We start from the raw sequence: 13,393 nt of genomic DNA, 5'->3' as shown, positions 1-13,393 counted from the left end.
TCACGAAAATGTTTAGCTTACAGAACTGCTTATGAAGCTCTAGTGGATGAGTTAGAGTAAATGTTGCACTTATTCTTGCAATTTATCTAGTAAAAAATAAGATTACTTTTTAAGTAGGGGAACCAGAACGACTGCAAACTTTTTAAATTGTACCGAGGAATTATCTCATTCTGAGATTCTTTATGTAACAGGTCCAGAGGTGCTTAACTATCCTCAAGAGTTAGAAATAGCATCAGAAAGTCTCTGTAAACACTGGGCTAAAGTGAACAGACAATTTCTTAAAATAGTCTGTAGTCCTTATTTGTAATCTTCCAGACTGCTGGAAGATTATTTCTATCGTTTATTTGATAAGGTTCAAAAAGGCACAACCGCTCATGTCGAAAAGCACCCCAATGAAATTGCGAATTTTATCAATTCAGAAGATTTAGTAGAGCTGAACAGCAAAATTTTTGATAGTTGGAATGAACAAACAGAAATTTTAAACATTTATAATCCGTTTGAAATTACTTTTCAGCATGTTGCAGAAAAGTTAGAAGAGCTGGCATTCTCTAACAGTAAAATAGTGATTGATTCCAAATCGCCTGAACTTTGTCTTTACCACTCCACAAGATGAAGATAATTTAAGACAACTTATGGATGGTTTATTCATTATTCACTTTTAGATGATCTAGCCGATTTGTATAAAAATTTTATTAAAGAAAGTAAAAAATCGAATAAGACTTATCAAAAGGTAGCTGAGATTTTACTTGCTTTTTTCTTGCCTGGGGTATTGAGCGCAATGTTGAACGGTTTTAATTAATTCAAAATGATTGACATCTGTTTGCTTTTTGTTACTTTGATTAGTATTATTTTTGGAACAATCTATGGAATTTTTGCAGGAAGTCTTTCTATAATCGGATTATTTGTAGCAACTATTTTTTTTCTGGGAGAAATTGGCAATCAATCGTCTATAACACAGATAGATGGATTTCCTTTGCGGCTTATATGTTTGTCGCTCTTATTTGTGGGATTATCCAGATGAAATACCAAGATGAGAAGGAAATGTTAGAAAAAGAAAATCAGTTGCTAAATGAAAGAAATGAATTGTTATCTATCTTATATGAGGATGCAGCTTATAATCGCAAAAAATACCGCATCCGAGTGTATAATTTCCGTGAACGTAGTATCAAGCTGGAAAGAAAGAGAAAACTTGAAAATTATATAAAGAAACAGATTCTCTAACACACGAGGAAACAGAGAAAATTATTCAAGGAGACTATGCATTTCTGCTTCATAGTTCTCATGCCTTATGTCGTGAATTTTACTTTGAGTGTATGACAAATGTAAAATGAAATCAATGTTGTATCTTATGCGCAGCCTTGATTTCTTTTTTGTTTTCATACGTTGCTAGATTGCGTCTTTTCGTAAAAAACTGTATGATAGTGGTAGTGTGATTTTAGAAAGAAGATAAGATGAAAAGATTCATGGAAAAAGCTAGCATTTTGGCTTTATCATTGGTTTTAACAACGGCATTTTCAATTTCTAGTAGCTTGCCGGCTATGTTCCAGTATTATAAGAATTACTCTTCCAGCCAAGTAGAATTATTAGTCTCCTTACCGTCCATTGGGATCATGTCTTTGTTGATGTTTAATAGTGTTTTGGAACGCTTTGTATCTGAGCGGTTCATGATTATACTAGGGCTAATCCTGTATTCTATTTGTGGTCTTATCCCATTTTTCAATCAATCTTATAATCTCGTTTTTGCTTCGCGCTTTGTTTTTGGGTTAGGTTTAGGTATGATGAATCCTCGAGCAATTGCTATTATTAGTGAGCGGTTTCAGGGAAGAGAACGTGTGCAAATGTTGGGGTATCGGGGATCAGCGGAAGTTGTTGGGATGGCCTTGTTGACTTTAGCGGTCGGACAACTCTTACACTTTGGTTGGACAACTATATTTTTGGTTTATACAGTTGGTTTCATCGTTTTGGCACTGTATCTTATGTTTGTTCCTTATGAAAAGAATGAATCCAATAAGCATAAACATCTCAAATCTGTTCGTAAAATGACTAGAAAACAAATACATTTGAGTATCTTTTTAGCTTTCATAGCTGGTATGATTGTTTGTGTTAATGTCGCTATCACTTTACGGATCCCTAGTCTAGTCTTACAGGCAGAGATCGGCAACGCTGAAACAGCTAGCTGGATTCTTAGCTGTATGCAACTAGTGGGAATTTTGGCTGGTGTTAGTTTTGCCAGTCTAGTGAGCGTATTGAAAAATCGCTTATTGACAGTAACGGGAATTGTTTTTGGTCTAAGTCAAGTGATGATTGGCTTGTCAAGTCAGATTTTGCTCTTAAGTTTGAGTGCTCTTTTGGCTGGCTTTGCTTATAGTGTATCTCTAACAGCGGTGTTTCATATTGTATCGGAGAAAATCCCTACTCATTTGGTAAATCGTGCAACAGCGATTGTTGTTTTGGGTTGCAGTAGCGGTGCTTCGGTATCAACATTCGTCTTATCTTTGATTGGAATCATTTCTTCTGCCCCAATCTTTATTTTTAGTGTATTAGGAGTTTTCATGATGGCAACGTCAACTTTAGCGGCTTTTGTCACTCATAAACAAAACGAGGAAAAAGATGCGATTAGATAAGTTTTTAGTAGAAATGGGTCTTGGCTCACGAACAGAAGTCAAGCAACTTTTAAAGAAGAAACAAGTTTTGGTCAACGGGAAGGCTGTCACATCAGCGAAAGTACAAGTAGATGAATATCAAGATGAAATTTCAGTCAATAAGCGAGTATTGGACTATGAAAAATTTGTCTATTATCTTTTAAATAAGCCGAAAGGTGTTATTTCAGCTACTGAAGATGCTAACCATCAAACAGTTTTGGATTTGTTAGATGAAAGTGCACGCCAGAAAGAAGTTTTTCCAGTTGGACGACTTGATATTGATACTCACGGACTTTTGTTATTAACCAATAATGGTGCTTTGGCACATGCGATGTTGTCTCCTAAAAAACATGTAGCAAAAGTTTACCGTGCAAAAGTAGATGGCATCATGACAGAAAAAGATAGGACACGCTTTGAAGCAGGGATAAAGCTTAAGGATTTTACATGTAAACCTGCGCAATTGACCATATTGGAAACAAACGAAGAACAGGGAACTTCTCTGGTAGAGATTACAATTTCTGAAGGAAAATTTCATCAAGTGAAGCGAATGGTTGCAGCTTGTGGTAAAAAAGTAGCAGACTTAGAGCGCCTTGCTATGGGACCATTAACTTTGGATAAAGAGTTGGCAACAGGAACTTTTCGTCGTTTAACACAGGAAGAAATAAAAAGTCTCAAACGATTTGGCGTAGAACTCTTATAATTTGTATCAGTTGACAAAAACTTTCCTTCTTGGTAAAATAAGAATGTCATAGAGACAAATAACTTCTTCTTGGTTGCAGGCCATGCCAAACCTGTCACTCGGATGAAGCGTAAAGAAAAGGAGCTTATCATGGCAATCTCAAAAGAGAAAAAAAATGAAATCATTGCACAATATGCACGTCACGAAGGTGACACTGGTTCAGTAGAGGTACAAGTAGCTGTCCTTACTTGGGAAATCAACCACCTTAACGAACACATCAAACAACACAAGAAAGACCACGCTACTTACCGTGGTTTGATGAAAAAAATCGGTCGCCGTCGTAACCTTCTTGCATACTTGCGTAAGAACGACGTTAACCGTTACCGTGAGTTAATCAACTCTCTTGGACTTCGTCGCTAATCTTGCGTCTAAAACGTTTCTATACTTCGTTGGCTTCGCCTCGATGTACCATCAGTACAATCTTCGGCTCGTTGCCTTGTCTATAAACGTTTTATCCAGCAAGAATCATGATGCTAAGGGCGCCAAAAATCCGTATGAAATAGGGAAACGATATAGTGTTCGATGAACACAAGGAGTTTCATCTTTTTCACTAGGATTTTAGCCCAAGTTCAAATTAGCTCTCTGATTTCAGAGAGTTTTTTTATTTTGTGACTTTTTAATCCGTCTCGCTCCGTAAGGTTAAACCACTTGCTATGCGGGTGCGCAATGTTGGTTATATCCAAAAACTCCAAATGCGATACAATAAAGATATTCAGGATTACGATAAAGCGAAAGGGGAAAATATGACGTAAAAAGGTATATAGTTTATCTTATACAAAATAAAAGGGAGTGAGACAGAACCCATTTTGAAAAAAATCTAGTCCGTTGTCTTACTCCTACGAGGATGATTAGGCGCTCTTCCGAGCTTGAAAAGCAATAGACTTGAGGACTTGCTTTGCAAAATCCACCAATTCAAAGTCGTGTTTTTGACACATCCTTACGGATGTTTTATTTCCGACATCCAATAATCCAGTAGACTATTAGAGTGGTCAGCTGTAGCATCGTTAATTTATTAAACGGTCTCCTTTGAAGCTAGAAACTTTCGTCCCAGTCTCCAATCATGTGTGCTTGTAAACTACCTGTTTGATGGGAATTATGATGGAAAACAATGTCCCTTGTTACAAGATCTCATTTCTCTTTTTAATATATTGTAGGGATGTATTTTACCAAGGCAATCCCGCTTCTGCAATTTCCTTCTTTGAAGCATATTGACCATTTGGGCGATGCCATCTGCCCCTCTTATCTCTAAAATAGCCACTAGCAGCTATAGCCTCTTGTTGTTGAGATGCTGCTTGTCTCTCTGCCTCTTGTCGAGCTTGCTCAGCTCGTTGCTGAATTGCATTTTGTACAAGATTAATTCGATGTTGAAGAGCTCCTTTTTTATTTGGATCGGTAATTTGCTCAACGGCAGCTTGAGCTGGAGCAATGTTCTCGGCTACTTGATTATCCTCAAGTTGTTTAACAGCCTGTTCACCTTGCTGGGTGATGCGCTGAATTTGAGCTTCTTTTTGAGCCTGTTCTTCTTTAGCTTTTCTCTCTGCCGCCTCTTTTTGTTTTCGCTCTTCCTCCGCTTTCTTCTCTTTCTTTTCTTTTTCGAGTTTTTCTTCTTTTTCTCTACTAGAATCGGAGTTTGAGGAGGAACTGCTTGCTTTTGAAGAGTTTGAAGATGAAGGTCTAGATGTAGATGGCACTACTTGGGTTTGACTTTGTTGGCTTTCAGAGGATTCAATATTGAATTTACTTACTGTATAGCTTCCTAGTATTCCTATTATCGCTGCAGCAATTGCTATATTTCTTTTGAAAACACTTGGATTTCGCTTTGCGAAATACCAAATACCAAAAACACCACCTAGAAACATTAATGGCATTGTAATTGGAGCCAATAAGATGATTAGAACAACACTCATGATAGCAAGAACGATGTTGAGCCTAGAATTATTTTTCCACTTTTTCATATTTCCCTCACATAAATTGGTTTTCGAAAATATCATATCACAACTTGTTATCGCTTTCAATAACTAGGAAGTGAAATTTTTCAAATTACCACAAACTTAAAAATTTTGTTTTAAATCAATTCATATAAAACAGCTTCAAATTGAAATCTGAAGCTGTGTAGATAATCTATTCTCTTAATTCCTCGCTGTAGGTAATAATCTGATCAACTGTATCAGACAAGAACTGAATTGTGTCGCGGAGTGGTTTGTCTGTGGAAATGTCGGCTCCGATGATACGAGCAGTCTCAAGTGGCGTTTTACTTCCACCAGATTTGAGGAAGTTGAGCCAATCGCGAGCGCCATTTTTGTCATTTTTCAAATGAAGATAGCCGGTAGTAGAGATGACAAGTCCAGCAGAGTAGGTATAACTGTATAGTCCCATATAATAGTGACTTTGCCGCATCCAAGTGAGCGCAGCATCATCGTCGATTTCGACTGCATCACCCCAAAAATCGGTCAGAACTTCTTTCATAATACTGTTAAGCTTCGCAGCACCAAAAGTTTCGCCTGTTTCAACGAGATTATAAACCCGGCGTTGGAAGGCTGCTTCCAAGAGATGGGTGATAAAGTTATGGAAGTAAGTGTCCGTTAGACGGTGAGCGAGTGCAAATCGTTTTTGACGTGGATTGTCAAATTGGTGTTCCAAATAGTCGCTAAGTAAGAGTTCGTTGAAGGTAGAAGGAGCTTCTACGTAATAGGTCGACATGTGGGTATTGAAATAGCTTTGACTATTGTCAGAGAAGATGAACTGACCAGAGTGACCAATTTCATGAATCAGAGTATACACATCACTCATACGGCCTGTCCAGCTCATAAGAACATAAGGATGCACGCGATAAGGATCAGTGGCATAGCCACCAGAGTCCTTGCCAGCATTCGCTGCAAAATCCACCCAGCGCTCTTTTTGGTAATTGGCAATTTCGCGTGTATATTCTTCTCCGAGTGGAGCAACGGATTTCATCACTAAGTCATAAGCGTCTTCAATAGTGACATCAGGATTGAGAGCACTATCCAAGTCCAACTTCCAGTCTGCAAAGGTCATTTTTTCGAGGCCGTTGATCTTGGCGACATGTTTAAGGAACTTTTGTGCAACAGGTGCAAATTCAGTCATGATGAGGTCAATTTGCCGATCGAACATAGAGCGATCTACCTCTTGCTCAGCCAAAAGATAGTCAAAGACAGAGTCATAGCCTTTCATATCTGCTAGAAGCTTTTCAGATTTGACCTGAGCCAGATAGGCAGCAGCAGCAGTATTTTGGTGCTGACGAAGGCCTTCTGAGAAAGAGCGGAAAGCTTTTTCACGGATTTCTGCATTTTCGTGGTTTTGATAGAAATTCTCATAGGTAACAAAGCTGTTTTTATAAACTTTGCCGTTTACTTCGAAGTCAGCCATGGCAAAGTCGCCAGCCCGCATCTTAGTGTAAATATCCTGTGGACTGTAAAAGACTTCGCCCAGATTAGTTAGAGCTTTTTCGACATCCGCTCCCAGATAGTGGGCTTTTTTAATTTTAGCTTGGCGGATAGCTGAGGTCAGATGGGCTTCTTGGCCTAGTCTCTCCAAGACAGCCTCATCTGCGCCGACCAGGGCGTCGTCAAAGAAGCTGAGAGCAACGCTAGCTTCTGTTTCGAAATCTGTACCAGCTTGCGCAATCTGTGCAAAATTTTCATCACCGTAGTCCGTTGTTTGTGGCATAAAGCTGTAGTTGCCGATATGACTTCTTTGAATATAGATTTGCTCCAATTCAGCAAAGGCTTTTTCAAAATCCTCAAAAGTATGGAGGTCGTCCTTATAATCCCGTATGAACTGGTTAATGTCTTCACGAGTTTTTTCAATCGCCCTCAGGAAATCTTCACGGTCTTGATAGAGAGCTGTTAAGTCCCACAGTTCCTTTTCTGGAAACTCAGAACGTTGTTTTTGTTCAACCATATCTATTCTCCTTGTTACTAGCTTTCTTTCTAGTATAGCAAAAAATAAGAATAATAGATAACATTTCAAAAATTCTTGCTAAAAAGCTATTTTAAGGCTTTTTCTTTTGGTGTAAAATATGATAAAATAAAGTTTATACGTGCTTGATACAAAGATGAGGATAGACAAAGTATAAAAAACGCTTAAACTTTCTATCAACAGTCGCGGCTATGACAAAAGGTGTGTTGAACAGGATAATGAGTTGTTTTATTGAAACAAAGCTTATGCCTAATTATGCAAGCAGAAATTTTTGGAGTGGAACTCAGGATTCATTTTTAATATCCTAAATCTATCTTGATCTTTGTAGGCAAGACGTATAAAAAATTAGAAATTGAGCATAGACTCAAAGAGGAATAATTATGGTAAAACAAATATTTAAAACCACTTTTGCTGGCAAAGAATTAGTGGTTGAAACTGGACAAGTGGCGAAGCAAGCGAATGGTAGCGTAGTGGTGCGCTATGGTGAAAGTACCGTTCTGACAGCAGCCGTTATGTCAAAGAAAATGGCGACTGGCGATTTCTTCCCGCTTCAAGTCAATTATGAAGAAAAGATGTACGCAGCTGGGAAATACCCTGGTGGCTTTAACAAGCGCGAAGGACGCCCTTCGACGGATGCGACTTTGACAGCTCGCTTGATTGACCGTCCCATTCGTCCGATGTTTGCGGACGGTTTCCGCAATGAAGTTCAGGTTATCAATACCGTTCTTTCTTATGATGCGGATGCTTCAGCACCTATGGCAGCTATGTTTGGTTCATCTCTTGCGTTATCAATCTCAGATATTCCTTTTAATGGTCCAATTGCTGGTGTGCAGGTTGGCTATGTCAATGGAGAATTGCTCATCAATCCAAGTCAAGAACAAAAAGAAGCTTCGTTATTGGAATTAACCGTTGCAGGAACTAAAGAAGCGATTAACATGGTGGAATCTGGTGCCAAAGAATTATCAGAAGAAGTGATGCTGGACGCCCTTTTGAAAGGTCATGAAGCAGTGAAGGAATTGATTGCTTTCCAAGAAGAAATCGTGGCAGTAGTTGGAAAAGAAAAAGCAGAAGTTGAGCTTCTTCGTGTTGATGAAGAATTGCAAACAGAAATTGTAGCCGGCTATAATGCTGATCTTCAAAAAGCCGTTCAGGTAGAAGAAAAATTAGCTCGTGAAGCCGCAACGCAAGCAGTCAAAGACGAAGTAATAGCCCTTTACGAAGAAAAATATGCTGACCACGAAGAATTTGACCGCATCATGCGTGATGTGGCTGAAATTTTAGAGCAAATGGAACATGCAGAAGTACGGCGTTTAATTACTGAGGACAAGATTCGTCCAGATGGTCGTAAGGTAGATGAAATTCGTCCATTGGATGCTGAAATTGACTATCTGCCGCGCGTGCATGGCTCTGGTCTCTTTACTCGTGGGCAAACGCAGGCTTTATCTGTCTTGACCTTGGCACCGATGGGCGAAACACAAATCGTTGATGGCTTGGATCCAGAATACAAGAAACGCTTTATGCATCATTATAATTTCCCACAGTATTCTGTAGGAGAAACGGGACGCTATGGAGCACCTGGACGCCGTGAAATCGGTCATGGAGCTCTTGGTGAACGTGCACTTGCGCAAGTTCTCCCTAGTCTAGAAGATTTCCCTTATGCAATCCGTTTGGTAGCAGAAGTTCTTGAGTCAAATGGTTCATCTTCACAAGCCTCGATTTGTGCTGGGACACTTGCTCTCATGGCCGGTGGGGTACCAATTAAAGCACCTGTAGTTGGGATCGCTATGGGGCTCATTTCAGATGGTAGCAACTACACGATTTTAACAGATATTCAAGGCTTAGAAGATCATTTCGGAGATATGGATTTCAAGGTGGCTGGTACACGTGAAGGAATTACTGCTCTTCAAATGGATATCAAGATTGAAGGAATTACTGCTGAAATCTTGCAAGAAGCATTGGCTCAAGCTAAAAAAGCACGTTTTGAAATTTTAGATTTGATTGAACGTACGATTCCAGCTCCTCGCACAGAACTCGCTCCAACTGCTCCGAAGATTGACACCATTAAGATTGATGTTGATAAGATTAAGATTGTCATTGGCAAGGGCGGTGAAACGATTGACAAGATTATCGCAGAAACAGGTGTCAAGATTGATATAGACGAGGAAGGAAATGTTTCTATTTACTCTAGCGATCAAGATGCGATTAATCGTGCTAAGGAAATCATTATAGCACTTGTGCGTGAAGCGAAAGTAGATGAAGTTTATCATGCCAAAGTTGTTCGAATTGAGAAATTCGGTGCTTTTGTCAATCTATTTGACAAGACAGATGCCTTAGTGCATATCTCTGAAATGGCTTGGACGCGTATTAATAAGGTTGAAGATTTGGTACAACTTGGTGATGAAGTAGATGTCAAAATCATCAAGATTGATGAAAAAGGTCGTGTGGATGCTTCTATGAAAGCATTGCTTCCGCGCCCTCCTAAAGAGGATAAGGAGAAAAAACACCATCATAAAGCACATAAAGAGCATAAAGTTGTTCGAGAAGAAAAGGCACAAGACTAGAAAGGTAGCTAAGTGTTTACTTTCAGTCTAAAGCTAGAAAGGAGTCATCATGGGTTGGTGGAAAGAGACAATAGCGATTGTAAAAGAAAATGATCCAGCAGCTCGCTCCTTGCTCGAGGTGCTGTTGACTTATCCTGGTATTAAGGCTTTAGCAGCTCATCGGATTTCTCACTTTCTTTGGAATCATGGTTGTAAACTCTTAGCTCGGATGCATAGTCAATTTTGGCGTTTTTGGACCCAGATTGAGATTCATCCGGGAGCAAAGATTGCTTCGGGTGTTTTCATTGATCACGGGAGTGGCTTAGTGATTGGTGAGACGGCTGTTGTGGAAAAAGGAGTGATGCTTTATCATGGTGTTACTCTTGGAGGAACTGGCAAAGATGCTGGGAAACGTCACCCAACGGTTCGCCAAGGCGCACTCATTTCCGCTCATGCGCAGCTCATTGGTCCGATTGAAATCGGTGAAAATGCCAGGGTAGGAGCGGGTGCAGTAGTGGTGGCAGATGTACCAAGTGATGTGACAGTTGTTGGTATACCGGCTAAAATCGTCCGTGTGCATGGTCAAAAAGATACTCCAACTATCAAGAATTTAGAAGAAATCCGCGAAGAAAGTTATTACTCATCTAAATTGTAGTGAGAAATGGTTGCTACACAGCTGACTATGTGAATCATCATAACCAAACCTGGGATGCTCGCCATAACGAACGGAAGGCTGATGCCATGACGTTTTTCACGATTGCTTTGACAATAGCAAAGGAACTAGAAAGGAACTGAGTAGGAATAGAAAGTTTGACACTAGATGACTGCTTCTGCAGTTGATTTTATCTACTTTCCAGTCACTCTCAGTATCGTAAAATATGATCAAAATTTATGATACTATGACCCGCAGTCTGCGTAAATTTGTCCCTCTGGAAGAGGGCAATGTCAAGATGTATGTCTGCGGGCCGACCGTTTATAACTATATCCATGTCGGCAATGCCCGCTCAACAGTAGCTTTTGACACGATTCGGCGCTATTTTGAGTATCGTGGGTATGAGGTGGCTTACATATCCAATTTCACCGATGTGGACGATAAAATTATCAATCGAGCTAAGGAAGAGGGTATCACACCTCAGGAAGTGGCTGACAAGTACATCGCAGCTTTTCGTGCTGACGTTGAACAACTAGGTGTTAAGCCAGCTACTCAGCATCCGCGCGTGATTGACTTTATGGAGGATATCATTGACTTTGTGCAGACGTTGGTGGATAAGGGCTACGCTTATGAGTCAGAGGGTGATGTCTATTTCCGAGTGGAAAAGTCTCACAATTATGCCAAACTAGCTAATAAAACCTTGGCTGATTTAGAGTTAGGCGCTTCTGGTCGGACAGATGAGGAAACCACCCGCAAGGAAAATCCAGTGGACTTTGCTCTTTGGAAGGCTGTTAAATCCGGTGAAATCTTCTGGGACAGCCCTTGGGGGCCTGGTCGTCCAGGCTGGCATATTGAATGTTCCGTCATGGCGACAGAAATTCTGGGAGATACGATTGATATTCACGGTGGCGGAGCTGATTTAGAATTTCCGCACCATACCAATGAAATCGCTCAATCAGAAGCTAAAACTGGAAAGACTTTTGCCAACTACTGGATGCACAATGGCTTTGTCAATATTGATGATGTCAAGATGTCTAAGTCTCTGGGGAATTTCATTACCGTTCACGATGCCCTTAAAACCATTGATGGGCAGGTACTGCGTTTCTTCTTTGCAACCCAACACTACCGCAAGCCTATCAATTTCACAGAAAAAGCCGTCCATGATGCAGCGATTAATCTCAAATATTTGAAGAATACCTATGAGCAGCCTTTCACTGATCAGGCAGATTCAGCTCAGCTTCAAGCCTTGTTGGATAAGTTCACTGCCGCTATGGACGAAGATTTCAATGCAGCTAATGGCATCACGGTTGTCTTCGAGCTAGCCAAGTGGATCAACTCAGGCAACTACACCGCTGAAGTCAAGGCAGCCTTTGCTAAGCTTTTAGAAGTTTTTGGCATCGTCTTTGTAGAAGAAGTCTTGGATGCGGACATTGAACGCTTGATTGAGGAGCGCCAAACAGCGCGTGCTGCCAAGGATTTTGCGACAGCTGATAAGATCCGTGATGAATTGGCAGCACAAGGAATCAAGCTATTAGATGGGAAGGACGGAGTGAGGTGGACCCGTGACTGATGTCAATTTGATTAACGGCATCGCCCTCGCTTTTGAGGGAGATGCTGTCTACTCCATGTATATCCGACGTCACCTAATTTTTCAGGGACTGACCAAGCCCAATCAGCTGCATAGGGAAGCGACTAAGTATGTTTCGGCTAAAGCGCAAGCCAATCTCATCTCTCTCATGCTAGAAGAGGGAATCCTGACAGAAAAGGAAGAAGAAATCTACAAGCGTGGACGCAATGCCAATAGTCATACAAAAGCTAAAAATGCCGATATCATTACTTATCGCATGTCTACAGGCTTTGAGGCTATTATGGGCTACCTACATATGACGGGAGCTATTGAGCGCTTAGAAGAGTTAATTGACTGGTGCATTGTCAGAGTGGAGAGCACAAATCATGGTAAAAAGTAATTTGTTAGAATGGTTTCCTCAAGGGAGACTTCAATCCAATCCGAGCGTAAAAGAAGATGAAGTGGCAATTCCCTTATCAAAAAATCAATGGCTATTATTAAAAATGAGTAGCTTGACAGAAAGAGAACAACAGCTTGTTTCTTTACTGACTGGAGAAGAGTTAGCGTTTGATGGTGGACCTTGGTACGATTATCTGGTTCATAGTCGTGGCAAATTGCCAAAAAGTGTACAAAAGATACAATTTGTTCATTGTCATTTATTCCATTATGAAAATGAAACAATCGGATCTTGGTTAGAAATGATGCGGACCATACTGCCCAATAGAATAGCAGATTTTCAGCTGTCTTCTCAGGATTATATCTTTGTATTAGATCAGACGCAACTTATCCCCGTAAAAGCTGTCCTTCGTGATACTTTATCAGCCATCGAATATGACTTTAGCCTAGCTCTCACAATTCAAATCGGACAGATTTGGTCTCAAATGTTTGAAGAGAGCTACTTTGAGCTATTTCAAGCAGAGAATGCCCTTTTTACTAAGTGGTGGGAACAGGCTCAGCATTCTAATGTGCATTCTTTTTCCCAACTCTTTTTATGGGGGATTAGCCAAAAGGATTTCATATTGCCAATCTTAACAAAGAAACTTCATCAATTGATTGAAAGTCAGGATCAGCTCGTTGATATTATTGCCGCTTTGTGGGAAAATACAGCGGTTGTGACAAAAGCTGCTCAGCAGTTGTATATTCATCGGAACACGTTACAATATCACATCGATAAATGGGAAGAATTGACGGGTTTACAGCTAAAAGACCTAACAGATTTGACGCTATGTTATCATGTTATTTTAACTGATTTATTCTAATGTTTTGTGCACCCTGCACAAGACATTTTCTTTTAAATTTGTTCACATTGCCATA

Annotated in this window: 10 protein-coding genes and 2 pseudogenes; 10 read left to right on the top strand and 2 right to left on the bottom strand. The window is 40.1% G+C overall.

Features of this window, described 5'->3' with window-relative positions; translation table 11 throughout:
- Positions 1–1,119: 1,119 nt before the first annotated feature.
- The 4 genes and pseudogenes from FQ204_RS10800 to rpsO form a co-directional block, all read left to right on the top strand.
- Positions 1,120–1,325: pseudogene (locus FQ204_RS10800) on the top strand (transporter); the annotation flags it as partial.
- A 126-nt stretch (positions 1,326–1,451) separates the two neighbouring features.
- Entirely contained in the window at positions 1,452–2,624 is a 1,173-nt protein-coding gene (locus FQ204_RS10030; RefSeq protein ID WP_144211127.1) for an MFS transporter, read from the top strand.
- On the top strand, positions 2,611–3,342 hold the full coding sequence (locus FQ204_RS10025; RefSeq protein ID WP_003070679.1) for a pseudouridine synthase: 732 nt from the start codon (positions 2,611–2,613) through the stop codon (positions 3,340–3,342). The genes FQ204_RS10030 and FQ204_RS10025 overlap by 14 nt, the downstream gene beginning before the upstream one ends.
- Positions 3,343–3,471: 129 nt before the next feature.
- Complete coding sequence (gene rpsO, locus FQ204_RS10020) at positions 3,472–3,741, top strand: 30S ribosomal protein S15 (RefSeq protein WP_001018251.1); 270 nt, start codon at positions 3,472–3,474, stop codon at positions 3,739–3,741.
- 803 nt (positions 3,742–4,544) lie between these two features.
- Here rpsO and FQ204_RS10015 read toward each other — a convergent pair.
- Positions 4,545–5,336 carry a hypothetical protein gene (locus tag FQ204_RS10015; protein WP_144211125.1) on the bottom strand — a complete coding sequence of 264 codons (792 nt, stop codon included), beginning with the start codon at positions 5,334–5,336 and terminating at the stop codon, positions 4,545–4,547.
- Between the two features lie 166 nt (positions 5,337–5,502).
- Positions 5,503–7,302 carry an oligoendopeptidase F gene (gene pepF / locus FQ204_RS10010; RefSeq protein ID WP_144211123.1) on the bottom strand — a complete coding sequence of 600 codons (1,800 nt, stop codon included), beginning with the start codon at positions 7,300–7,302 and terminating at the stop codon, positions 5,503–5,505.
- A gap of 398 nt (positions 7,303–7,700) precedes the next feature.
- Here pepF and pnp point away from each other — a divergent pair, with 398 nt between their 5' ends.
- The 6 genes and pseudogenes from pnp to FQ204_RS09980 all read left to right on the top strand — a co-directional run bounded on the left by pnp (position 7,701) and on the right by FQ204_RS09980 (position 13,338).
- Positions 7,701–9,881 carry a polyribonucleotide nucleotidyltransferase gene (gene pnp / locus FQ204_RS10005; protein ID WP_144211121.1) on the top strand — a complete coding sequence of 727 codons (2,181 nt, stop codon included), beginning with the start codon at positions 7,701–7,703 and terminating at the stop codon, positions 9,879–9,881.
- A gap of 49 nt (positions 9,882–9,930) precedes the next feature.
- Positions 9,931–10,515 carry a serine O-acetyltransferase gene (gene cysE / locus FQ204_RS10000; RefSeq protein ID WP_003070672.1) on the top strand — a complete coding sequence of 195 codons (585 nt, stop codon included), beginning with the start codon at positions 9,931–9,933 and terminating at the stop codon, positions 10,513–10,515.
- 14 nt (positions 10,516–10,529) lie between these two features.
- Positions 10,530–10,655, top strand: a pseudogene (locus FQ204_RS09995) (phosphorylase); the annotation flags it as partial.
- 83 nt (positions 10,656–10,738) lie between these two features.
- Complete coding sequence (gene cysS, locus FQ204_RS09990; protein ID WP_144211119.1) at positions 10,739–12,082, top strand: cysteine--tRNA ligase; 1,344 nt, start codon at positions 10,739–10,741, stop codon at positions 12,080–12,082.
- Positions 12,075–12,479, top strand: a complete 405-nt coding sequence (locus FQ204_RS09985) for a Mini-ribonuclease 3 (protein WP_144211117.1) — start codon at positions 12,075–12,077, stop codon at positions 12,477–12,479. Before cysS ends, FQ204_RS09985 begins: the two co-directional genes overlap by 8 nt.
- On the top strand, positions 12,466–13,338 hold the full coding sequence (locus FQ204_RS09980; protein ID WP_144211115.1) for a helix-turn-helix domain-containing protein: 873 nt from the start codon (positions 12,466–12,468) through the stop codon (positions 13,336–13,338). The genes FQ204_RS09985 and FQ204_RS09980 overlap by 14 nt, the downstream gene beginning before the upstream one ends.
- Positions 13,339–13,393: the final 55 nt, after the last annotated feature.

The organism is Streptococcus constellatus, from assembly GCF_902167705.1.
In the GTDB taxonomy this organism is placed as follows: Bacteria; Bacillota; Bacilli; order Lactobacillales; family Streptococcaceae; genus Streptococcus; species Streptococcus constellatus_A.
This window is presented reverse-complemented; position numbering and strand designations above follow the sequence as displayed.